The sequence below is a fragment of the Methylomonas sp. MK1 genome (assembly GCF_000365425.1).
GTDB lineage: Bacteria > Pseudomonadota > Gammaproteobacteria > Methylococcales > Methylomonadaceae > Methylomonas.
On sequence record NZ_AQOV01000001.1, the window covers coordinates 2,383,377 to 2,406,821 of the forward strand.

Consider the following 23,445-nt stretch of genomic DNA (forward strand, 5'->3'; position numbering starts at 1 on the left):
GGTTAGAGTATTCCAACGGAGATAGCCCAAGTCGCATCTTCAATGCTCGGAAGCTTTCCACCAGTCGACGGCACGTTGTGCCTCTTTGGTGAATGCGCCTTCGTGGTTTCTCGAAAGATAGTCAAGCAGCAGTGCGCGAGATCGGGGATTTTGGAGAATCACCTTCCGCAAGCGGTCCACGACCTCCGCCTGAAATGTGCTGCTATTGGCGAGTTCGTCTTTCTTACGGCCCTTCAGATGATCAGCAGAGTACGATAATTCAACCAATGTATTGATCCTGGAAATAATGGCTTCGAGCGTCAGAGACGTGGGTGGGACTGGTCGGTTGGCCGTCACCCTAATTTCTCGAGCGTTTCCATCCGTCGATTTCCCGTCGAACCCGTACAGACATCGAATGGCTTCCGCTATTACGTCATTGTGTTCCTCAATCTCGTGTTCTGAAATATCGTCTGGAACTGTCCAGCGCGCATCAAAATACGTGAGGTCCGGCTGCTCTGGTGTATGGTTCCGTGAGTGCGAGAAGATGAAAACGGTCTTTCGTTTGCGAAGAAAAAGCAAGAATCCCTGATCTGGGTAGTCGCTATGGTGCGTCCAGCACCTGATCACTACGGCGTCCCGCAACGAATCTACTACGCATTCTTCCCAGTTTTCTTGTACCGGTCAACCCCGAGTGGGGTCAGATCTAGGCTGGCGAGGTCTTGACGGCGGAATGTCATGCTGGCGTGCTCTAACTAATAATTAAGTAGTTTCCGTATGCCACCAAACTAAGACTCATTTGTGCGATAACTGATTGGCTATATATCATTCGGTGATCAGAAATAATGGCCGGTAATGGCCAGATTTCAGCCATTGAACCACTTCGGACGACAGGCCGCAACGGGTCGAAATCACCCATTGCCCCCATCATTTGTCGTTAGCAAACCCCTTTTGCAATACGCCCTGTTGATAATATTTTTTGATGTCGATGTCGTAATCTTGCGCTTTGACAATGCCTTTGATAGTCAGCACCTTGCCGTGTTCGTCCAGCAACATATCCGCAAGATTGACGATTCTTTCCGGGATCCGCTGTTTCTGGGCATCGAGCAACATGATGACTTTCGGTCGGAGCTTCTGCAATTCGTTCACTTCCACCACAATCGCGATGTAACCGTTGGTCATTTTTACGATGCTGCCGGGCGGATAAACGCCGAGACATTCTATAAATTTGATCACCAAACGCTCGTCCAGTTGAGAGCCGGCCATATTTGCCAGGATATTGGTCGCTTCCAGATGAGTCCGGCCCTTTTGATACACCCTGTCGCTGGTGATGGCATCGTACATGTCAACGATGGTAACCATTCTGGTAAATAGCGAAATACCTCTCTCGCCGATTTGTCGGGGATAGCCCTTGCCGTCCAGGGTTTCATGATGAGAATACGCGGTGTCTATCGCACCGGGATACATTTGGTCGCTGGATTTCAGCAGTTCGTAGCCCAAAGCGGCATGCGAGCGCATAATCAATAATTCATCCGGCTCCAACTTGCCCGGCTTGTTCAGAATATCCAAAGGCACCAACATTTTACCCATGTCGTGCATCATCCCGCACAAGCCGACATTGTTGAGGTTGGCTACGGAAAAATTCAGGTACCGACCCAATACAATCGCTAAGGCGCAAACGTTCAAACTATGTTGTGCGGTGTATTTATCTTTGTTCTTTAGCTGATTCAGCCACAAAAACGCATCCGGCGAATGCAAAATACTGTTTACGCATTGCGCGACCGCTTCTTTGGCGGCCTTGGTGTCTATGCCTTCGCCATTGGCGATGCGTTCCATAAAGTTGGAAACCAACTGACCGACTTCTTTATGAACGTGTTCGGCACGGGCAAATTCTTTCTCGAAAACGCTTAATTTTGGCGGCGGCGGCGCGCCAAAATCGATATTGCTTTCGCTTAGTAAACTGTCTTGTGTGGTTTTCGCTTGGACAGGGCGTTTTCTTTTTCGGGTGGCGTCGATGTAAACATACTGGCAAACGTCTTTTACCGCGCGGATATCGGCTTCGGTCTCCAGTTCAAATCCTTGAAACAAAAACGGGCTCTCCAGCCAAGGCCGGTCCAATTCGATGACATACATGCCAATTGTCAACTGACTAACAGGTGTGTAGATCCGCTGGTTGACGTCGAAGGAATCATCCTTCTTTGCCTGATTTTTCAGCTTCCGGCGGAAAGGCCACCAATTCTTAAAAAACATACATAGAAAATATCATTATTAAATATGAGAAATACCGCATGGGTAACCGTTCCCAGTTAAAAAATGTGGCTGCAAACCGCCACTTACAAGTCCTATGACAAAACCGGGTACACGCCTGCTTATGCCCGGCGCCCGAGATTGCCATCAATTATAGAGTGTGTAGCCGATTATTCTCCGAAGTCGCCCGTGCAACGCAACAGACTCCCGTTATCGGCCCATAAATACCGTTCGCCTTAATGTGCTTGAGGGTACTGAATCTATCGAAGGGCTAACCAACTCGCTTCTACGAGCTCAGCGCGCGAGTGACAACCATTGAGAGATCGGAGCCATAATCCGAGGCGGATATGCACCTAACCCCCGCCTCAATACAAAAACCCCGCGATTTATGTTGGTTAGATAACAGGCCTTACAAAGAATGTTGCTAATCCGACTATCGAAAAAGCCGGAAATATTATTTTTTATCTATATTTTTCAATTACTTAAAACGAATCAAAACTTTGGCACGGCCATTGCTCTTATCAGGTTGTTATTAACAACACCTACTCAAGAGGAGAAGATCATGGCGAAATTACGTCAATGTGCTATTTACGGTAAAGGTGGTATTGGTAAATCTACCACCACGCAAAACCTGGTTGCTGGCTTGGCAGAGCTTGGCAAAAAAGTAATGATCGTCGGTTGCGACCCTAAAGCCGATTCTACTCGTTTGATCCTGCATGCGAAAGCGCAAAACTCTATCATGCAAATGGCAGCCGACGCCGGCAGCGTAGAAGATTTGGAACTGGAAGACGTATTGAAAGTGGGTTACCGCGACATCAAATGCGTTGAATCCGGCGGTCCAGAGCCAGGTGTAGGTTGCGCCGGCCGTGGTGTTATCACCGCGATCAACTTCTTGGAAGAAGAAGGCGCTTATACCGACGACCTAGACTTCGTATTCTACGATGTATTGGGTGACGTTGTATGCGGCGGTTTCGCGATGCCAATTCGTGAAAACAAAGCGCAAGAAATTTACATCGTGTGCTCAGGCGAGATGATGGCTATGTATGCTGCCAACAACATCGCTAAAGGTATCGTGAAATACGCTAACTCAGGCGGCGTACGTTTAGCCGGCTTGATCTGCAACTCACGTCAAACCGCTCGTGAAGACGAACTGATCATGGAATTGGCCAGAAAAATGGGCACTCACATGATCCACTTCGTACCACGTGACAACGTTGTACAACGCGCTGAAATTCGTCGTATGACAGTTATCGAGTACGAACCAGAAGCTAAACAAGCGCAAGAGTACCGCGACCTGGCGAACAAAATCATCGTCAACACAAACCTGGTTATTCCAACTCCAATCACTATGGACGAACTGGAAGACCTGTTGATGGAATTTGGCGTCATGGAAGAAGTGGATGAAAGCGTTGTTGGTGTAACCGCAGCAGCAGAAGCCACAGCTTAATCACTATGTAGGTTGGGTTGGCTATTAGCCGACCCAACTTGCTTTCGCATTGTTCCTAACAGGTCTGTGGGGGATTACCCACGACTACCAGGAGGATTTCATCATGGCAGCCATGACAAGAGAAGAGACCGAAGCGCTTATTCAAGAAGTGCTGGAAGTCTATCCCGAAAAAGCCAAAGCTGATCGCGCCAAACATTTGGCCATCAACGATCAAAGCTTGGAAAAATCAAATAAATGTATTACGTCCAACCGTAAATCCCTGCCGGGAGTCATGACCATCCGTGGTTGTGCTTATGCCGGTTCCAAAGGGGTGGTTTGGGGTCCTATTAAGGACATGATTCATATTTCTCACGGCCCGGTTGGCTGCGGACAATATTCCCGCGCCGGCCGCCGTAACTATTACGTTGGTACCACAGGCGTCAACACCTTCGGTACGATGAACTTTACTTCGGACTTTACCGAGAAAGACATCGTATTCGGCGGTGACAAAAAACTGGCCAAATGTATCGACGAAATCGAAACTTTGTTCCCGCTCAACAAAGGTATCTCCATTCAATCTGAGTGCCCAATCGGTTTGATCGGCGACGACATCGAAGCGGTTTCTAAAGTTAAAAACAAAGAGTACAACAAAACCATCGTGCCAGTGCGCTGCGAAGGCTTCCGTGGTGTATCTCAATCCTTGGGTCACCATATCGCTAACGACGCAATCCGCGACTGGGTTTTGGAAAATCGCGACGGCGACGAAAGCTTCCCAACCACTCCATACGACGTAGCCGTGATCGGCGACTACAACATCGGCGGCGATGCTTGGGCATCACGTACTTTGCTGGAAGAAATGGGTCTGCGCGTGGTTGCTCAATGGTCCGGCGACGGTACCATTGCCGAGATCGAAAAAACCCCAAAAGTGAAACTGAACCTGATTCACTGCTACCGTTCGATGAACTACATCGCGCGCCATATGGAAGAAAAGTACAACATCCCTTGGATCGAGTACAACTTCTTTGGCCCGACTAAAATCGCCGAGTCTTTGCGCAGAATCGCTGCTCACTTCGATGACACCATCAAAGAAGGTGCTGAGCGCGTGATCGAACGCTACAAAGCCGAATACGATGCAGTCATCGCTAAATACAAACCCCGCCTGGAAGGCAAACGCGTGATGTTATACATCGGCGGTCTGCGTCCTCGCCACGTGATCGGCGCGTACGAAGATTTGGGCATGGAAGTAGTGGGTACCGGTTACGAATTCGGTCACAACGACGACTACGACCGTACCATTAAAGAAATGGGCAATGCGACATTGTTGTATGACGACGTCACAGGCTACGAATTCGAAGAGTTCGTAAAAAGAGTCCAACCTGACTTGGTCGGCTCCGGCATCAAGGAAAAATACATTTTCCAAAAAATGGGTGTGCCTTTCCGCCAAATGCACTCCTGGGATTACTCAGGCCCTTATCACGGCTACGACGGTTTTGCGATCTTTGCCCGCGATATGGACATGACCATCAACAACCCTTGCTGGAAAAGCTTCAAAGCACCTTGGAAAACCGAGGCCACCGAGAGCGAACCTGTTAAAGCGGTTGCGTAATCCGTAAGGTGGGTGAAAGCCCACCTTAATTCCCGGTAAGGTGGGCTTGTGTCCACCTTACCAGGTGCCAAAATGTCGGTCGGGATTTCATTCCCGGCAAAATCCAATCAACGCCGGACCACAGATTAGTGGCGCGTTAGGAGATTATCATGAGCCAAAATGTCGATAAAATAGAACCAAGTTATCCTTTATTCAGAAACGACGAATATAAGGAGAGTCTGGCCAACAAACGCGAACAGTACGAAGAACGTCATCCGCAAGACACGATAGACGAAGTATTCCAATGGACGACCACCAAGGAATACCAAGAACTGAACTTCCAACGCGAAGCGATTACTGTTAACCCTGCAAAAGCTTGCCAACCTTTGGGCGCGGTACTGTGCGCACTGGGTTTCGAAAAAACCATGCCTTATGTGCACGGTTCGCAAGGTTGCGTGGCTTACTTCCGTACTTACTTCAACCGTCATTTCAAAGAGCCTATCTCTTGCGTGTCCGACTCGATGACTGAAGACGCGGCGGTATTCGGCGGTCAGAAAAATATGTTCGCCGGTTTGGAAAACGCGAAAGCCTTGTACAAACCTACCATGATCGCGGTATCGACCACCTGTATGGCGGAAGTTATCGGTGACGACTTGAACGCGTTCATCAACAACGCCAAAAAAGAAGGTCACGTCGATCAAGACTACCCTGTACCATTCGCTCACACTCCTAGCTTCGTTGGTAGCCATACCACCGGTTGGGACAATATGTTCGAAGGCATTGCCCGCTACTTCACCCTTGAGAAAGGTGTGATGCCTGAAGGTAAATACGAAGTTGGCAGTAACAACAAAATCAACTTAGTCCCTGGCTTTGAAACCTATTTGGGCAACTTCCGCGTAATTCACCGGATGCTGAACGAAATGGGCGTCGACCATACCTTGTTGAGCGATCCTACCGAAGTATTGGATACGCCTGCTGACGGTCACTTCAACATGTATGCCGGCGGCACCACCATTGATGAAGTCAAAGACGCGCCGAATGCGATTACGACCATTCTGTTGCAACCTTGGCAATTGGAAAAAACCAAAAAATTCTTGGAAACCAGTTGGAAACATGACGCGCCTAAGCTGAACATCCCAATGGGCTTGGAGTGGACCGACCAGTTCCTGATGAAAATCTCCGAACTGACCGGCAAACCGATTCCAAAATCTCTGGAAGTTGAACGCGGCCGTTATGTTGATATGATGACCGACTCCCACGCTTGGTTACACGGCAAAAAGTTTGCCCTGTACGGTGACGCGGACTTTGCTTTGGGTATGACCAAATTCCTGCTGGAAATGGGCGCCGAGGTAACAGACGTGTTAGTCAACCACGCGAACAAACGTTACAAAAAAGCGGTTGAAGAAGTGTTGAAAGCCTCTCCTTACGGCCAAACAGCTACCGTTCATATCGGCAAGGATTTGTGGCACTTCCGTTCATTGATGTTCACCAACAAACCGGACTTCATGATCGGCAACTCCTACGGTAAATTTATCCAACGCGACACCTTCTACAAAGGCGAAGAGTTCGAAGTACCGTTGATCCGTATCGGCTTCCCCATCTTCGATCGTCACCATCTGCACCGGATGACGACTCTGGGTTACGAAGGCGGTATGTATCTGCTGACCACCATCGTCAACGCCTTGTTGGAACAGCTGGATAAAGAAACCAAAGGTATGGGAACCACCGACTACAACTACGATTTGATTCGTTAATGTAGCCTGGGATACGCTGAGCCTAATCACAGCGTATCCCAACATTTCAAAGCCCTCGTGTCGGGTTACGGCTAACGCCTAACCCGACCTACTCTTGTCTGGAGAATCCCAATGCCTAGCGTCATGCTCAGGAAACGCGAAGACGGCAAATTGCTGTTCTATATTGCCAAAAAAGACCTTGAAGAAACCATCGAATCCTTAGAATTCGACAGCGCCGATAAATGGGGCGGCGAAGTGGTTTTGGGTGACGGATCCAAATATTACTTTGATCCATTGTCACCTCCGCCTAAAATCCCTACGACGTTACAAGCTAAACGGTTATCGGAGGAATAAAGCTATGTCTCTGTATATTGTTGCCGAAGAATGCATCTCCTGCGGCGATTGCCTGCCGGTATGCCCTACCGACTCCATCAAGGAAGGGGCGATTGTTTTTGAAATCAACAAAAAAACCTGCACCGAGTGCAATGGCGATTACGACGAACCGCAATGCGTCAAGGTTTGTCCGATCGACAACTGCATTCTGCCTTTAGTGGCGTGACGCCATGAGCCAGTCTACCTTAACCCGGGAACTGGCACTGCGCATCGGGCTTGCGGCTCGCGCCCTGCCCGATACCCCACCCAAGCTGTTTATCTCCGTGCTACGTGCCTGTACCGGCACGGTTTTAAACGACAAAAGCCTGGCCGAACTCGGCAAAGCACAGTTCCAACAAGCCTTGAACAATTTCGGCATCGTGGCCGACACCGACAGCATCCGCGAGTCGTTGCACATCCTGCAAAACGCCGAGGCACAAGCACCAAAAGCTGAACTCGCTCAGGCAATTGAATCGGCCAGCTCGATCCGAATTGCCATCGGCAGCGACGATCCACAGTTAATCAGCGGACATTTCGGCTCATGCCGGCAATTTTTGGTTTACCAGATTGCCGCAGACGACGCCCGTCTCATCGATGTGCGCAGCATCGATAGCGACGCCCAAAGACAGCATGATGACAAGAATGTTTATCGCGCGGAACTGATAGCCGATTGCCAAGTGCTGTATATTGCTTCTATCGGCGGCCCGGCGGCGGCGAAAATTATCAAATACGGCATTCATCCGGTCAAAGCCGATCAGGGCGAAGCCATAACTCAAATTATCAAGCAGCTGCAAATCGTTTTAGCGCACGCTCCGCCACCGTGGCTGGCTAAATCGATGGGCATCCAGCCCGTGCAACGCGTTTGTTTCGAACAGGAATCCTAGCGATGATTAGTCCAGAGCAACTGCAAACCATAGCCGACAAAATTAACGGCCAAGACTTGAACGAAACCGTGGTAAGTGGACTGCGCGGCGAATACCCCGGCGTCCATTTCACCTATTGCATGGACGACGACCTGCCCAACAATGAACCTTTATTGGAAGGCGCAGGCTTCAATCTTTATCTGGTCGACGGCCGCGAACATTGCCTACGGATTACCGATAACTACGAGAATGCCTCCGGCATTGTGATCGCAGAAGTTATCGGCGAATAAGGCGATAACATGGCGGAACAAGACAGCCCTGTTACCCTGCCCGTCGCCGATTGCAGCCTCTGCCCATTCCGGGGAAAAACCCTGCTAATGGGCCGTTGCATGCCCGGCGATACCTGCGTGTTCATCAATAGCGGCCGGCAAATCGATCGCTTCTTTCGGGTCAACCCTGCCTATGCCGCACACTATCTGCAAGACCCGTTCTGGGAGCGCCGGGCCATCGCCGTACGTTACGCCCCGCTAAAAGCCTTGTCGGCGCTCATTACCGACGAAGACGAAGTGGTGCGCCGCGCCGTGGCTTTTCGGCTGCCCGCCCAGCAATTAAGCGCCTTGATCGATGACCCGGACCGCGAAGTACGCATGACGGTAGCGGACCGCATCGACCTCGAACAACTGGAATTGCTGGCTGACGACCCAGACTATATCGTGCGCTTAATGGTAGCCAAACGCTTGGCGCCCGGCCGCTTGTTCCGTTTCATCAAAGACGAAGACTTACAAGTACGCAAACGCGTAGCCGAAAGGCTGCCGGAAGTCAGCTTGGGGCTGATGGCCAATGACCTCTCGCCGGACGTGCGCCGCATCGTCGCGGAACGCATGGCCCCGGAAGACGCCACCATGCTGTTAAACGACAGCGATTGGGTCGTGCGCTACACCGCGGCCTTAAAGGTCGATCCGGCACATTTGGCCGGGCTAGCCGACGATCCGGAACCGGATGTCCGCGAACTCGTGCAGCAACGCTTAAATTCAAACTCCACTCCTGAAGCCGATCATGACTGAATCACGACTCAATCTTGCCGGACAAGACATTACCGATTGCTGTAAAAAAATCATCCCCGGTCAAACCGACGATTTGCTGCTCAGCAAACTACAGGCGCTGATACCCGACCACCCCATCCGCCTAGCCTTAACCGGCGACGAATGGTACCGGCTGGGCGGCGTGGTGGACATGGACGGCAAGCGCATCGCCAACGACTTAATCGAATGGGTGGAGCGCACCTATCTGGAATGCGGGCAAAACCTGCAAACCCTGATCGATTACACCCTGGAACAAAAGCTGATCGCCACCAAACAGACCGGCAAAACCCTGTATTTTGTGGTGCAGACCGGTACTAAAGCCGAAGACTTCACGCTGATCGAAATCGATAAAACCCATGAGGTTTCGGACCGGATGCTGGTGGACGAAAACAATCCGCCCGACGATTTGGAAGAATTCATCGACCCGCTGCAACCCTTTTGCATCGAGAGCTTCGGCTTCGGGCATTCACGATATACCTATCGGCGCAAAACCGATGTCAAGCTATTCATGGAAGTCATCAACGAGCGGCATCCGGGCGAACACCCGGTACAACGCTTTATGGAAGACTGGAACCGCAGTAGCGCCGGCCAGAAACACAGCATGTCCGAAGACTGGATCATCCGCCCCTACCGGCACACCGGCCGCTTTGGCGAACAAATCGTCAACGTGGAAATCGTCAACACCCACAAAAACAACCTGCCGCATCTGGAAGACTTTGCCGGCAAGAAAGGCAGCGCGTTAAGCAATGTGCTAAGTCGGTTTGATCGTCAGGCCGGCTATCCGTTTGCCTGGTTTTTTTACATGGTGAAAGGCAAGTTGGTTTCGACCTATAGCGCTGAGTCGGTTTATAAGGATATTTCCGGGGATTTTGCTTATTTGCCGGAGCGGGATGAGGCGGTGTTGAGGGATTGGATTTCTACGCCTTATAACGTTTGATTTTTTTGTGTCGCTAACGCGACGGTTATTTATATGTCGGTTCGCGGACCGACAGCCGCGATACTTTCTTTTGCTTGGCCAAAAGAAAGTATCCAAAGAAAAGGCCACCCGAATGCCGCTTATTCCCTGCGCTCCTCGCTTTTGAACGGGGTTGCCGAAAGGGGCTTCCTGCCCCTTCGGCAACGTGCGGCATCCATGCCGCACCCCTTCGGGCTATTCCGTTCAAAAGCTCCGGTGCTCGGCGCGGCATACGGGAAAAAGGTACACCACAGTATCATCAATTATCGAGCCTATATTCAATATCACTTAAGCGGTCTTCAAGCTCTTCAATATCCTCTAGCAAAGGTGCCGTAAGCTTGTTGTAGCCTAATTTGGATTTGTACTTTTTTGCACAGCTATCGATTATTTTGAAAGCTGACTCCTTCGAATAAAGCTCGCTGGCATCCGATAATACACATCTTGCAACTTTGTCAATATCATCAGATTGGCTTTGCTCATACCCTAGATAACAAGCTTTCCTAATAACCTGTTTACCAGGTTGAAAATTTGTTTCTTCCAAATATTCATCTTTGCATTCAGAGGCATTCTTTGGACCACATCCAGCCAAGAAGGCAATGCAGATGAACAACAAATAGATGGATCGTTTATTCATTTTAAAATAGTGCAATACTTGGTTTTAAAGAAAATAAGTTATTTTTAATATCAAACGAGTTAATAAAAACAATCTTAGCACTTCATAAAATTCTTCACACTTTGAGAATAGGTAAATCTATAGGACCGTAGGACCGATAATTGGACTAATTTAAAGCCCTTCATTCGTCCGAATACGCTTCGCTATTCCAAACTAAACTGGCTGCATTTTCACAGTCAATCAATTTTTCATTATCACCCCCGCCTACAAGCCGCAATTTGATATCCGATACAAGTGAAAATCGCGCATTAGGGTTATCGACGATCATAATGGTATCTTTTTTGAAATGTGGTTTTCCACCAATAACAAATCGCTCAACGTAAATGATTGCGGACAGTTCCGGGAGTGGAGTGGAAAATAAAGTAATGCTGTCCATCAACGTATGGAGCGAGGTTCCGAGTCCGCTCCATTCATCATAATTAAAGAGAACGAGCACCGATGGACATTGCTTCCGCAATCCATATTCGAACTGCTCAGCTTTCTCTTTATATGCTTTTGCCACAATTCGCTTCAGACCATTCTTTTGAGAGCAATTAATTTCGCTACAATTTGGGTTCATAGCTGGATTTAATGTTGTAACTTCGAAAAACACGCACGACTTGTCGACTTTTAGCTTAAAGTCTGGCGTCTTCATCTTTCCGGTAGGAACAGGTTCCAGTTCAAAGCCACGAGATATTAAAAATCTCCACCAGGACAACTCATTAACTGCGCCCAAGTGATCAGGATTGTTTATGCTTTTCAAGGAAGCTTTTAGATGATTTTTTTGCTTATTGGACCCAGGTAACTCAGCAAACCATCTTTGGATACATTTTAGATAAACGCCCCCAGGCCCATGAATATCCTCTAAAACGGCAGATACCCAACTATTTTCAGCACCTTTAACGGAATTTACCCAATCATCGTCGAACATATATTTGATACCAAGTGTGAATATCGCCTAACAAATAACTACATGGTTTCCTTATATCTTTCTGTATTAGACGATATTTAATTCTGTGAATTTAAAGACTGTGAGTTGCAATTCGTAGGAGGCCAATAAGCGTAGCCATATTGTGTCGTATGTTAGCCTTAAATCATTCTACAAAACTTCGTAAATAATAAGCTGTCGGATTTGGCGCGGGGGTTTCTCCCGTATGCCGCGCCGAGCACCGGAGCTTTTATCGAGAATAGCCCGAAGGGGTGCGGCAGGGATGCCGCACGTCGGTGGAGGGGCTGGGAAGCCCCTTCTGCCGACCCTCGATAAAAGCTTCGGCGCGCAGGATCAAAGCGGCATCCGGGCCGCCTTTTCTTTGGATACTTTCTTTTGGCGGAGCAAAAGAAAGTATCGCGGTTGTCGGTCCGCGAACCGACGTTCAAAAAAACCGTCGCGACAGCGACACAAAAAACATCAAACCCACGTGGGCACAAAAAGCCGTGCCCACCCTACAAATTACAAACCCAACATCAATCACTAGCCGTCTTAAACCGCGCCGCCGCCCCCAACAAACCCGATACAAAAAACGCCGTCCCCACCAACGTAAACCGCAAATTCAACTTCTCAATCGCCAAATCATCCGTCGCATACAGCATGAAAATCACCGCAATCCCGCCCCAGGCCAGAAAGCCCAACACGGCGGACAGAATGGTTTTGCTCAAGGCTTCGGATTCGCTGGCCGGCGCGTCCATCCGGTAGGCGACGAAACCGCAAATCAGCGCCGGCATAATCCCCCAGCGGGCATGGTCGAGGAAACTGTCCAGGAAATTAAAATCATCCCGGCGATAAAAGGTTAACTCCAGAATAAATGTCGAGATGGTGGTACTGACCAGGAAGCAGACGAACATGATTGCCATGTAGAAGCCGTAATTCTGTTCGACGGGCTCCTGTTGGTGCCGGAATGCGACACTGCGCAAAGCGAAAACCAGCGTGATCGGCACCACGTAAATCGCGATCGAATAGGCTATCCAGCGCAAGGTGGTATAGCTAAAGTGCGGCAACGGTTTATCCGGAAACAAAAATACATTGTGCAACGCCACCGACACTTCGCGCCCCAAAATCACGCCAAACGCGGTCGCCGCCGCGAATATCAGCAAGTATTTATAGGTGTGCTTCAAGCGCGCTTCGTGCACATTGCCGCCGAGCTTTCTGACCGTTTCCCACATGTCGTTTTCGCTGGGGCTGCCGAATACCACCGCCGCCGCTAGCAATCGGCACAGCAGACTAGTCAGTCGGTCCAAGTCCTTCAGCAAGTTGACGGTCTTGGTGTAATGCGGTTCGGCTTCTTTCCAAATATTCACTTTTTCCGACATTGCATTATAGGAAATGCAGATTTCGCCCCATTTCAGCGAAGGCTCGCTGAACAAGCGTCGATAAGAGGATTGGTCGGCGTAATGTTGAATCTGGTCGAACAGCAGGCTGTTATGGGCCCATTTGTATTCGACCGTGGCGCCGGATTTATCGAAATCGCCGGCGTCGATGCTTTGCACCAACAGCCGATCAGCGATTTGGGCTTTGATTTTATCGTCAACCGCCGACAGCCTGGATTTGATCAGCGCGTTATACACTTCGACCGCTTTAGTCGGAATGGCAAAAGCGTCGTGAATACTGTCCCGTAAAATCAGCAAGGGGTTAAACGGGCTTTCCCAGGCGACAAAAAACAACATGATGCCGGCAGCAATCAACGGCAACAGTTTATTGCCGTCCAAACCGAAGAGCAGATTCACCAGCTCGCCGGCGCGTAGATGGCTAACAATCAAGGTTACCAGCGGCTCCAAAGGCAGCCACTGCCAGGTCAGCAAATAGAACAAAGCGGCCATTAACGCGCAGTAAAGGGCAACTCCGCTCCAGTAAGTGCCGCGCCGGATAAAGTACTGCGGCAAAGTGGGTTCCGCTCCGAGCTGGATCCGGCGCTTTTGAAACGAGCGGTAAGCCAAAAACCCGGCGGCCAGAGTGCCGAGCAACAGAATCAGAAAATTGATCAGAAATTCGATGGTCATTGTTCCAACGTGATTGTGCAAAGTTTGGGAAAGCGGCCATGCCGGCTGACAGCCATTCTAAAGCAAAGCCTTGCGTTTTAGCGACGGCAATTGGTCGACCCGGTATTTGGAACCGGTACCAGCAGGGTTGCCCCCGCATCGCAGGTGTATGAGGGGTTGGCGCGTCAGACAGACAAGGCCAGCGAATCTTCCAGCGCAATTTCCAATTCGGCCAGCATAATCTCCGATAGGCCGAGCCGACTGGCTTCCTCGCTGCTGGAGATCACCAGATCAGGCTGCGGCCGCGGCGCAATACCCAGCTTGTAGGCCACCATGTCGGCTACTCGCACCAACAATTCCACCGTGCCGGTATGTTCGGTGGCCGGCTGATGATGGTTGGCGGCAACCGTACGATAGGTTTCCGGTAAATTCCATTCTTGCAGCAGCCATGCGCCTTTGCTCTCGTGCTGGCGAATTATCAGTTCTCGTTGCAAATTGGCGGGTAAATTTAGATTGGGGTCCTTGGCCGCCAGATCTTCGAGGCAGCGCAGCAGCAACAGTTCGCCAATATCGTGAAACAGGCCGGCCATAAAGGCTTCTTCCGCTATCGCGTGGAACGACAAACGCTTGGCCAGCCATTCGGCGCCCAAGGCTACCGCGACGCTATGCTGCCAAAGTTTGACCATGTATTGCTGAGTTGCGGCATCTTTTGCCGCAAACAAGCCTTTCTGCATGACTAAGGTGGCAATCTGGACGATGCGCGGCAAACCCAAGCGGACGAGGGCGTCCTTGACCGTGTTGATCGATCCCAAGCCCGCATAGAATGACGAGTTGGCAACGCGCAAAATCTGGCTGGCCAAACTGGCGTCCATCGCCAATTGTTTAGCAATCGCGTCCAGCGATCTATTTTCGTCTTGCAAGGCCAAACGCAGCTCGGTTATCGCCCGCGGAAATACCGGCAAGGCGCTGGCCCCCGAGGTAATGGCCTCGTCTATCAATTCGGAAAGCGTTTTTTCAGTCATAGGATTGTTTTATTCGTTCATCGACTGCCCAACAAGCGGCGCAGCTCGTAAAGAGGACGGGGTTTTCCAAAACGCGGCAGATTGCGGATCACTTCCTGTAGCGAAGTTGCGCCGGCGGCGGCCTTTACCAAACCATCCTCGACCAGGGTAACCAAGCCCGCCGTCTCCAGGCTAACCCGACGGATTTCGTAGGAGGTTTTACGCTGCAATATCGCATCTTTGACCAATTCGTTCATCGACAACAGTTCGAACACGCATACCCGGCCGGAGTATCCGGTAAAACGGCACTTTTCGCAGCCTTTGCCCAGCAAAAATTGGGCGCCGGCAATGTCATCCGGCGTCACATTCAGTCGACGCAGCAAAGCCGGATCGGGCTTGAACGGTTCGGCACAATGCCGGCACACCCGGCGCAACAGGCGCTGGGCAACTACCGAAACCACGGTCGAAGAAATCAGAAAGGCCTCGATTTCCATGTTCAGCAGCCGCAGTAGGCCGCCGATGCTGTCCTCGGTGTGAAATGTGGTCAACACTTTGTGGCCGGTCAGGGCCGCCTGGATCGCGGTGTCCGCAGAAAACTTATCGCGAATTTCGCCGAGCACGATGTTGTCCGGGTCCTGACGCACGATGTGGCGCAGGGTTTCTTCGTAAGTCAGATTGATCTTCGGATTGATCGAACATTGCGCGACGCCGTCGATCACGTATTCGACTGGGTCTTCGGCGGTAACGATGCTGACTTCCGGGGCGTTCAGATAATCCACTGCGCTATACAGCGTCGTGGTTTTACCCGAACCGGTCGGTCCGGTGATAATGATAACGCCGGTCGGCACGTCTAGCGAATCTAGAATAAAACGTTCCAGCATCAAGGGCGCCATGCCCACTTCGTGTATGTCCAGCAATTCTGTCTTGCGGTTCAATAGCCGCAACACGATTTTTTCGCCGTTGATGGTACTGAAAAACGAAGCGCGCATGTCGATCACGCGGTTGCTGCTGGCCTGTTCATACATGACCCGACCGTCTTGATGCCGGCGCTTTTCGGCAATATCGGCGCCGGCCATTACTTTGATCCGGCTAATCAAAGCCTGGGCGATTTCGAGCGGAAAATCCCGGTAGTGCACCATTACGCCATCGATCCGATGCCGAACCCGGACCTTGTGCTCCAGCGGTTCGATATGAATGTCGCTGGCTCCCTGGCGTATCGCGTCTTCAAAGATCCGGTTGGCAACCGCGACGGCCGACTGCTCGCCCACTGCTGCTTTTTCGGTGCCGGTGTTGCGCTCGTAATTGAGGAGAAAACGCATGATCTGCGAATAACGCCCCACCGCCGGAATGATCTCGGCACCCAAGACGTGCCGGGCCATTTCGATGGCGTTTTGATCCAGCGGATCACCAAAAGCCACCAATACGCCGTCCACTTGTTTTTCGATAGGCAAAAAACAATGCTTGTTGGCGGACCTCAACATCGGCTTGGTCATCAGCGTCTGATCGATCACGGCAGTACTTAAATCGATAACCGAAAATCCCATCAGGTCCGCCAAAACCTCGAGCATTTTCATTTCTGATATCAGATTGCGTTCCACCAGAATTTCGCCCAGGCGTTTGCGCCCTGCTTTCTGCCGTTGCTCGGCCAGCGCCAGTTCCAAGTCGGTGTTGGTGATGTACCCGAACTCCACCAAGAACAGGCCTAATTTGACTTTGACCGGATGGTTACGAAACAACTCGACCAGCTGGTTGTGAGTGACATAACCCAGATCGCAAAGCACCAACAAAATCGGCTTTGGCGACTCCAGTTTGCTTTGCACCCGCAAGGCGTATTTCAGTTTTTCCGCATCGATCAGGCCCTGACCAACCAATAGGCCCAAGAAGTTTTCTGTAAAGCTTTTACCGGAATCGCCAGTGTTCGTGTCGCTTATGTTCATTATCGCGTAATCGTTGTTGTCCAGCGGAGCGAAAAGGAAAGGGGCATGTTATCAAGAGATGCTGGGGGACGGACTTAGTCAATACAGCGCTAGCTAACCGAATTTTAAGCCGGCGATATAGTCGCCGTGCCTTATACCACCCTGGGCGCCGGTTAGCAGCAGACTAACAACAAACACGTGGGGGAATATCGAAAGAGCACGGGAAATCGAGACAAGAAAAATCAAGAGATCTCCCGCCTGCGCCGTCTGATACTTTCGTCCTTGAACCGAAGGTTCAAGTGGAAACCAAATCCAGTCAATCAGGCTTCCTGAATAAACAGGCATGCGCACCATGAATGGCAAAAAGTTTCCGGGGTAAAAACAGGTTCAGGAAACACCCAGTACTGCTCGAACGCCGCAGGAGATTGGACTTATAGTCTACCGGGGATTTACGGGTTTTCCAAAACGTTTTCTATTTTGTTGCGCAAATCCGCCAAACGCGCACATATGTCGATGCCGCCACCGCTTTCGGTTTTATTGGATGCCACCAAGTCGTGGGCCAAGTTCAAGGCGGCCAGTACCGCGATGCGGTCCGTACTGCTGACCTTGCCGGTGTCGCGAATTTTACGCATTTGCCTATCCAGCTCACGAGCGGAACTGATCAAAGTCTCTTTTTCGTCGGCGGCGCAGGCGATTTTGTATTCCTTATCCAGGATATTCAGCGAAACAGGCTGGACGGCTTTACTCACGAATCGTGCTCCATGGCTTTCAAACGGGCAATCATCGCTTCCACTCGGGTTTTAGCCAACGTAGTTTTTTCCAGCAATTTGGCTTTTTCTTTAACCAAGGCATCCTGCTTAACTTTCAAGGACTTATTCTCGCTTTTGACTTGATTGAACTGGGCAATGAGCGTATCCAGTTTCGCTTCCAATGCTTCGAGTTCGGTTGACGGATCTTTTTCTGTTTCAGACATAGCAAGAGTATGGGCCGATATGACGTTATAATCATCGTAGATGGCTAAGAATGTTAGCATAAGCCATGTTATTAAACAGCTTTAATAGGAAACACAGCCCAGATGACCTACCGTTCGGTTGAAGCAATTTTAGAGCAACAAGACGCCGATATCGGCGCTGCCGAGGCGCACGGTATCGCCACCGGCATGCTCTGCGTCGAAATCCGCGCCGACGCCGAAAACTGGCTACGCGAACTGATCGACGACGAGCAACAATTGATTGACGAAGACAAAGCGCTACTGCATGGCGTATTCGAAAAAACCCGCGTATTGCTGGAAAATCAGAATGAGGATTTTGCCTTCGACTTGCTGATGCCTGAAGACGACGATCCACTGGACGAACAAGTGGAAGCACTACGTTGTTGGTGCCAGGGCTTTTTGTTTGGCGTGGGTTACGCACAAACCGGCGCCGACTGGCCGGGCGATACCGCCGAAGTGATGCGCGACATGATAGAGCTCACCAAAATCGACACCGATGTCGGCGACGAGGACGACGAAAATGCCTTGGTAGAACTGCGCGAATATGTGCGCGCCGCCGTGTTTACCGTCCGCGATCAATTTGCCGAACTCGGCCATTCGCAAACGCATTAATCAGGTAGATCGACCATGAAACAAAGCGAATTCAAAAAACGCCGCGCGAGCCTGATGAAGCAAATCGGCAAAGGCAATATCGCCATCATTGCCAGCGCGCCGCAGCGCACCCGCAATCGCGACGTGCACTACCCGTTCCGCCAAGACAGCGACTTTTATTACTTAACCGGCTTTAACGAAGCCGAATCCATGGCCGTATTCATCCCCGGCCGCGAACAAGGCGAATACATTCTGTTCTGCCGCGAGTTCGACGAGAAAAAAGCGCAGTGGGAAGGCGCCCACGCCGGCCTGGAAGGTGCCACCAAACACTACGAAGCCGACGATTCCTTCCCGATCGACGATCTGGACGACATCCTGCCCGGCATGCTGGAAAACAAAAGCAAGGTGTTCTACCCGATGGGTAAGGACAGTGATTTGGACCACAAACTGCTGGAGTGGATCAACCACATCCGCAAGCAGTCGCGTACCGGCGTCACCGCGCCGGGCGAATTGGTGTCGCTGGAACACATCGTCCACGAGATGCGCTTGTTCAAAAGCACGGAAGAACTGAAATTGATGCGCCGCGCCGGCGAAGTATCGGCCAAGGCGCATATTCGCGCCATGCAGGCCTGCAAACCCGGCTTGTACGAGTATCAAATCGAAGCCGAATTGATCCACGAATTTATCCAAGACGGCCTGCGTGCAGTGGCCTACCCATCCATCGTCGCCGGCGGCAAAAACGCCTGCACGCTGCATTACGTGGAAAACAAAGACAAACTCAACAAAGGCGATTTGCTGCTGATCGACGCCGGCGTGGAATGCGACCATTACGCCGCCGACATCACCCGCACGTTCCCTGTATCCGGCAAATTTAGCGAACCGCAAAGGTTGTTGTACCAATTGGTGCTGGATGCCCAAGCCGCCGCGCTGGCCGAGATCAAACCCGGCAACCCTTGGAACAAAGCCCACGACGCCTCTGTGGAAACCCTGACCAAGGGCCTGATCGAACTGGGCCTGTTAAAAGGCAAACCCAAAAAACTGATCAAAGACGAAAAATATAAACAGTTTTACATGCACCGCATCGGCCACTGGCTGGGCATGGACGTACATGACGTCGGCGATTACAAGATTAAGGACGAATGGCGCTTGCTGGAACCCGGCATGGTGTTAACCGTGGAACCCGGCCTGTACGTGCCGGCCGACTGCGAAACAGTGGACAAACAATGGCGCGGCATCGGCATTCGCATCGAAGACGATGTCTTGGTGACTAAAGACGGCCACGAGATACTGACCGGCGGCGTGCCAAAGTCGATAGAAGCCATCGAAGCGTTAATGCAATCGAGCTAGCAAGGCGGAGATATTCGATATGCCAACCATCAGCATGTTTTATGGCATCGTTGTTTGTATGTATTTCTTCGACGATGAGCGTCATAAACTTCCGCATATCCACGCCAAATATCAAGACTACAATGCCTCGTTCTCCATAGCCGACGGCGCATTACTTGGCGGCGACCTGCCGGTTGCCAAATCCAGGCTGGTGCAGGCCTGGATTGAAATTCATCGGGAATCTTTGTTAGCCGATTGGAACTTGGCGATCAATGGCGAAAAACTCTTCCCTATCGATCCTTTACGCTAAAGGAAGGTCATTATGGAATCCGTGATTCAAGTGCTACCTAAAGACAACTATAAACTGGAACTTTGGTTCGATAACGGCGAGCACCGCTTGTTCGACATGTCCCCTTATCTGAACAAAGGCGTTTTCATTCAGCTTAAGGACCGCTCGCTATTCGATCAAGCCTATGTCGGACTGGGTACCGTGTGTTGGCCGGGTGAGCTAGATGTCGCGCCGGAAACGCTTTATGATCGATCAATAGCGCTGGGCTAAAACAAATGCAGCACGATTTCGACCTGATCATCGTTGGTGCCGGCCTAGCCGGTAACTGTCTGGCCCTGGCGCTGAAAAACAGCGGCTTAAAGATAGCCTTGGTCGAAGCCAATAGCCGCGAACAACTGCGTCACTCGCCGGCCGGCGACCGCGCGCTGGCGTTGGCGGCCGGCACCGTTGAACTGCTCAATGACTTAGGCGCCTGGCGCGGTGTCGCCGATAAAGCCACTGCCATCAAACATATTCACGTCTCGGATCGCGGCCATTTTGGGAAAACCCGGCTAGCCGCTGAAGATCAGGGCGTGGAAGCCTTAGGTTATGTGATCGTCGCCCGCGACATCGAACAGCACATGGCCGACCTGGTCGAGAAAACCGACACCGTTTGCCTGTATCAAACCCGAGTCGCCGGCTTGATGTCCGGCCGTGACGCGGTGAATGTCAGTTTGAAACAGCACGACGGCAGTTCCTTGAATGTCAGCGCGCAATTGTTGGTCGGCGCGGACGGCGGCAACTCCACCGTGCGCAAGCTGTTGGAAATACCGCAGCAAGTCACCGAATACGGCCAGACCGCGCTGGTCACCACCGTGCAATCGGCCCTGCCGCATCGCAACATCGCCTTCGAACGTTTTACCGAATTCGGTCCGCTAGCCCTGCTGCCGGTTGCGGGTAAACAATCGGCGGTGGTGTGGACGCGCACTCACGAGCAAGCCGAAACCTTGATTAACGTTAGCGACCGCGAATTTCTCGCCGAGCTGCAAAACTGCTTCGGCTACCGCTTGGGCGAACTAAAACTGGCCGCACCGCGCCGGGCATTTCCGTTAAGCCTGATCCGCGCCGAAAGCATGGTCTCCGGCCGCACCGTCATCATCGGCAACGCCGTGCATCAACTGCATCCGGTGGCCGGCCAAGGCTTTAACCTGGGGATACGCGATGTGGCCTTACTGGCGGAAATGCTGCTCGACCAACAAGAGAAACACGGCGATTTGGGCGACGCCCGCCTGCTGAAAAACTACAGCCGGCAACGTCAGCAAGATCACGGTAAAACCATCGGTTTTACCAACAGCGTGGTCAAGCTGTTCTCCAACGACAACCTACCCCTGGCCGCCGTCCGCAACGCCGGCCTGACCTTGCTGGACCACCTGCCGTTTGCCAAACAATTGCTGACGCGGCATGCGATGGGTTTGGCGGGGCGGTTGCCTAAGATCGGCGAACGCAAATAAACCCAAATCGCGCCGCCTCACTCAAAGAAACTTAGCCAAATCGCCGCCACCAGACTGGCTAAAGTCAAAGCAGCGCAGATAACTCGGGCAACGGGCCTGGGACGTGCAGCAGTCCATACCAACTGCGTCGAATACGCCGCGGCCGGCAGCAAGAAGCTCAGTAAAATCATCATTAACGCCCGCCACGGCGCACAAGCTTCGTTGCAGATTAATGTCCACTGTTTCCACAAGCCGACGTCCAAAGCGACTGCGAGAATTACACCTGCCAGGTGCAATAGCCATCTGAAACCGATTTGACCCTCCCCGAAAAAAATGTCGCGCTTGATACCAACATGGAATGCGGCTTTCGAATTTCGTGCAAATCGTAGCCGTAGGTCACATTGCCGCGTAAGCGGTTATGTGACATTTCAATATTAGCTTTTGGATATGACAGGGAATGTTAACGCTCACCATGAGCTACCAGGCCAACCGGCGCTGCGGGGCTTTATCGCGCAGCGTCCAGCGACCGAAGGGAGCGAGGTTGAGCACCATGTTAGAAGTCATTCGTCTATGACCACAGTGCGTTTCACTGACATTGAATGTTTGTGACCTTCGACGATGTTTGATCTTGTTCGGAATAGCATCATGGCAACTGCTACCAATGTGATGGTGCCGATGACAGCATGTTTCCCGGAAACACCGGATTTCAAGTCAAACTCGGGCAATACGGTCACTATCAGCGGTAGCCATACGGCAAGAGTGAACAGGCTTACCCATTGATTGATCTGCGAAACAGAGAATGGTGCAGGCCCTTCAATTAAAGATAAAACGCCCTTCGCTTTTGGCCTGTGAAGAACGGTCTTATATAGAGGGCCGGTAGTTCCATCCTCAAGCATGTCAACGTGGTTTTCCCAGTTCTCTTGCCAGTACTTGCTCCCTCTGTTTGTAAGAAACCAAGCAAGAGAGAAGATCAAGCCCACGCAAGCGAGTACGTAGGCATTAAATTCCTTGTCTTTCATGTGCTCGGCAGATAACACAGCGAAGTACCCTGCGAACGTGGCTGCAATGAGCGTCCAGAAATACGTGGCGCGTTGCCAGTACAGGGAAATTTCAAATTTTCTGATATCGAGGGCGTGCTGAAGTGCGCTATCGGTTTTCTTCGGATCTGGAGTTGTGCCGAGACCGAACGATTCTTTGTATTTTTCTTCCGAAGTCACCAAAGCCTCCTATGAGTTCTAACAAGTGATTATAAAGTTTCCGTATATCACCCAAACACATGCTTAGCAACTAGCCCGCATGAAGTACAATTCGATCTAGGTTATTCACCGAATCGCCCCCTGGATTACGCTTCGCTTCATCCAGGCTACATTAGACTAAACCCTACGCCGCCTCAACACCATCCAAAACCCACCAACCATCGGCCAAAACATCCCCGGCAAGGGCACGGCGGCGGCAGTGTTGACGTTAAGCGGCGCGGTGTTTACCGACAAGCCATCCCCGCTGGCATCCGCCAAACTGTTAATCAGTAAATCAAGCTGACTGCTACCCCCGATCAGCACATTGAAGCGGATGATTGCCAGCGTAAAGCTATCGGCTTGCAGGGTTTGTAAATCCGCCGCGTCGTCCAAGGACGACTCGAACAGGTTCAGCACGCCGGGCGCAAGCAAATCGGCGGCGACACTGTTTCCACCCAAATCAAACACATCCAACTCGTCACCCAGAAGCGGGTCGCCGAAAGCCACGCCGGCAAACGCCAAATGCGTCGGATCGAACTGAATATTAAAGTCATACGTTCCTAACGCAGCGTCGCCCAAGCCGGAAATGCTCAGGCCAATTTCAATGGCTTCGGCGGTTTGGTCAAGCGGCACAAAATGTAAATCAATGGCAGCATCGGCGACACCACTGGCCGCGTATAAAGCTATGCCGGCCAGGCCGGCTTTGAATTGTTTCATCATCGTTGTTATTCCTATATTCGGCATCCTGGATTCCCGCGTGCGC

25 protein-coding genes and 1 other RNA gene are annotated in these 23,445 nt (G+C 51.3%); 14 read left to right on the top strand and 12 right to left on the bottom strand.

The features are described from left to right. Positions 1–39: 39 nt before the first annotated feature. A complete protein-coding gene (locus G006_RS0111245) occupies positions 40–558 on the bottom strand; it encodes a hypothetical protein (protein WP_152428854.1) in 519 nt (172 codons plus the stop codon). A 345-nt stretch (positions 559–903) separates the two neighbouring features. Next, entirely contained in the window at positions 904–2,226 is a 1,323-nt protein-coding gene (locus G006_RS0111250) for an HD-GYP domain-containing protein (RefSeq protein WP_020483284.1), read from the bottom strand. A 559-nt stretch (positions 2,227–2,785) separates the two neighbouring features. Between G006_RS0111250 and nifH the strand changes: the two genes are divergently transcribed. The 9 genes from nifH to G006_RS0111295 all read left to right on the top strand — a co-directional run bounded on the left by nifH (position 2,786) and on the right by G006_RS0111295 (position 10,221). Beyond that, on the top strand, positions 2,786–3,670 hold the full coding sequence (gene nifH, locus G006_RS0111255) for a nitrogenase iron protein (protein ID WP_026146987.1): 885 nt from the start codon (positions 2,786–2,788) through the stop codon (positions 3,668–3,670). 103 nt (positions 3,671–3,773) lie between these two features. Then, the gene (nifD, locus tag G006_RS0111260) at positions 3,774–5,255 is read left to right on the top strand and encodes a nitrogenase molybdenum-iron protein alpha chain (protein ID WP_020483286.1); all 1,482 of its coding nucleotides are present in this window, start codon (positions 3,774–3,776) and stop codon (positions 5,253–5,255) included. Between the two features lie 149 nt (positions 5,256–5,404). After that, positions 5,405–6,988, top strand: coding sequence for a nitrogenase molybdenum-iron protein subunit beta (gene nifK, locus G006_RS0111265; RefSeq protein WP_020483287.1), 1,584 nt, complete (start codon positions 5,405–5,407; stop codon positions 6,986–6,988). A 111-nt stretch (positions 6,989–7,099) separates the two neighbouring features. Further along, positions 7,100–7,321, top strand: a complete 222-nt coding sequence (gene nifT, locus G006_RS0111270; RefSeq protein ID WP_020483288.1) for a putative nitrogen fixation protein NifT — start codon at positions 7,100–7,102, stop codon at positions 7,319–7,321. Positions 7,322–7,325: 4 nt separating this feature from the next. Then, positions 7,326–7,526 (top strand): 4Fe-4S binding protein, encoded by a 201-nt coding sequence (locus tag G006_RS0111275; RefSeq protein ID WP_020483289.1) that lies wholly within the window; start codon positions 7,326–7,328, stop codon positions 7,524–7,526. A 4-nt stretch (positions 7,527–7,530) separates the two neighbouring features. After that, the gene (gene nifX, locus G006_RS0111280; protein ID WP_020483290.1) at positions 7,531–8,223 is read left to right on the top strand and encodes a nitrogen fixation protein NifX; all 693 of its coding nucleotides are present in this window, start codon (positions 7,531–7,533) and stop codon (positions 8,221–8,223) included. 2 nt (positions 8,224–8,225) lie between these two features. Next, on the top strand, positions 8,226–8,492 hold the full coding sequence (locus G006_RS0111285; RefSeq protein ID WP_020483291.1) for a DUF6129 family protein: 267 nt from the start codon (positions 8,226–8,228) through the stop codon (positions 8,490–8,492). A 9-nt stretch (positions 8,493–8,501) separates the two neighbouring features. Further along, a complete protein-coding gene (locus tag G006_RS0111290) occupies positions 8,502–9,266 on the top strand; it encodes a 4Fe4S-binding leucine-rich repeat protein (protein WP_020483292.1) in 765 nt (254 codons plus the stop codon). After that, entirely contained in the window at positions 9,259–10,221 is a 963-nt protein-coding gene (locus tag G006_RS0111295) for a hypothetical protein (RefSeq protein WP_020483293.1), read from the top strand. The genes G006_RS0111290 and G006_RS0111295 overlap by 8 nt, the downstream gene beginning before the upstream one ends. A 277-nt stretch (positions 10,222–10,498) precedes the next feature. Here the strand turns inward: G006_RS0111295 and G006_RS0111300 are convergent, their stop codons facing one another. From G006_RS0111300 to G006_RS0111335, 8 genes are all read right to left on the bottom strand, one after another. Further along, complete coding sequence (locus G006_RS0111300) at positions 10,499–10,873, bottom strand: hypothetical protein (protein WP_020483294.1); 375 nt, start codon at positions 10,871–10,873, stop codon at positions 10,499–10,501. Between the two features lie 160 nt (positions 10,874–11,033). Beyond that, complete coding sequence (locus tag G006_RS0111305; RefSeq protein WP_020483295.1) at positions 11,034–11,822, bottom strand: hypothetical protein; 789 nt, start codon at positions 11,820–11,822, stop codon at positions 11,034–11,036. Between the two features lie 533 nt (positions 11,823–12,355). Then, the gene (locus G006_RS0111310) at positions 12,356–13,885 is read right to left on the bottom strand and encodes a hypothetical protein (RefSeq protein WP_020483296.1); all 1,530 of its coding nucleotides are present in this window, start codon (positions 13,883–13,885) and stop codon (positions 12,356–12,358) included. Between the two features lie 164 nt (positions 13,886–14,049). After that, positions 14,050–14,886, bottom strand: a complete 837-nt coding sequence (locus tag G006_RS0111315) for an HDOD domain-containing protein (RefSeq protein WP_020483297.1) — start codon at positions 14,884–14,886, stop codon at positions 14,050–14,052. Between the two features lie 17 nt (positions 14,887–14,903). After that, positions 14,904–16,802 carry a GspE/PulE family protein gene (locus G006_RS0111320; protein ID WP_020483298.1) on the bottom strand — a complete coding sequence of 633 codons (1,899 nt, stop codon included), beginning with the start codon at positions 16,800–16,802 and terminating at the stop codon, positions 14,904–14,906. Between the two features lie 226 nt (positions 16,803–17,028). Beyond that, positions 17,029–17,208: non-coding RNA, 6S RNA (ssrS, locus tag G006_RS27780), on the bottom strand. Positions 17,209–17,230: 22 nt separating this feature from the next. Continuing rightward, positions 17,231–17,530: a cell division protein ZapA gene (locus G006_RS0111330; protein WP_020483300.1), complete on the bottom strand. Its 300-nt coding sequence runs from the start codon at positions 17,528–17,530 to the stop codon at positions 17,231–17,233. Next, positions 17,527–17,754 carry a TIGR02449 family protein gene (locus G006_RS0111335; RefSeq protein ID WP_026146988.1) on the bottom strand — a complete coding sequence of 76 codons (228 nt, stop codon included), beginning with the start codon at positions 17,752–17,754 and terminating at the stop codon, positions 17,527–17,529. The genes G006_RS0111330 and G006_RS0111335 overlap by 4 nt, the downstream gene beginning before the upstream one ends. Positions 17,755–17,856: 102 nt before the next feature. Between G006_RS0111335 and G006_RS0111340 the strand changes: the two genes are divergently transcribed. The 5 genes from G006_RS0111340 to ubiH are packed head-to-tail and all read left to right on the top strand — an operon-like array spanning position 17,857 to position 21,468. Next, positions 17,857–18,384 carry a UPF0149 family protein gene (locus G006_RS0111340; protein ID WP_020483302.1) on the top strand — a complete coding sequence of 176 codons (528 nt, stop codon included), beginning with the start codon at positions 17,857–17,859 and terminating at the stop codon, positions 18,382–18,384. Positions 18,385–18,399: 15 nt separating this feature from the next. After that, positions 18,400–19,710: a Xaa-Pro aminopeptidase gene (gene pepP / locus G006_RS0111345; RefSeq protein ID WP_020483303.1), complete on the top strand. Its 1,311-nt coding sequence runs from the start codon at positions 18,400–18,402 to the stop codon at positions 19,708–19,710. Positions 19,711–19,729: 19 nt separating this feature from the next. After that, entirely contained in the window at positions 19,730–19,999 is a 270-nt protein-coding gene (dhiT, locus tag G006_RS0111350; RefSeq protein ID WP_020483304.1) for a type II toxin-antitoxin system toxin DhiT, read from the top strand. 12 nt (positions 20,000–20,011) lie between these two features. After that, positions 20,012–20,248, top strand: a complete 237-nt coding sequence (locus G006_RS0111355; RefSeq protein ID WP_020483305.1) for a DUF2442 domain-containing protein — start codon at positions 20,012–20,014, stop codon at positions 20,246–20,248. Positions 20,249–20,253: 5 nt separating this feature from the next. Next, the gene (gene ubiH, locus G006_RS0111360; protein WP_020483306.1) at positions 20,254–21,468 is read left to right on the top strand and encodes a 2-octaprenyl-6-methoxyphenyl hydroxylase; all 1,215 of its coding nucleotides are present in this window, start codon (positions 20,254–20,256) and stop codon (positions 21,466–21,468) included. A gap of 539 nt (positions 21,469–22,007) precedes the next feature. On the opposite strand, the gene G006_RS0111370 is transcribed toward ubiH, so the two are convergent. Together G006_RS0111370 and G006_RS0111375 are read right to left on the bottom strand one after the other, a co-directional pair. Then, positions 22,008–22,664, bottom strand: a complete 657-nt coding sequence (locus tag G006_RS0111370; protein ID WP_020483308.1) for a RipA family octameric membrane protein — start codon at positions 22,662–22,664, stop codon at positions 22,008–22,010. A gap of 156 nt (positions 22,665–22,820) precedes the next feature. Next, positions 22,821–23,402, bottom strand: coding sequence for a cohesin domain-containing protein (locus G006_RS0111375; RefSeq protein ID WP_020483309.1), 582 nt, complete (start codon positions 23,400–23,402; stop codon positions 22,821–22,823). Positions 23,403–23,445 lie beyond the last annotated feature (43 nt).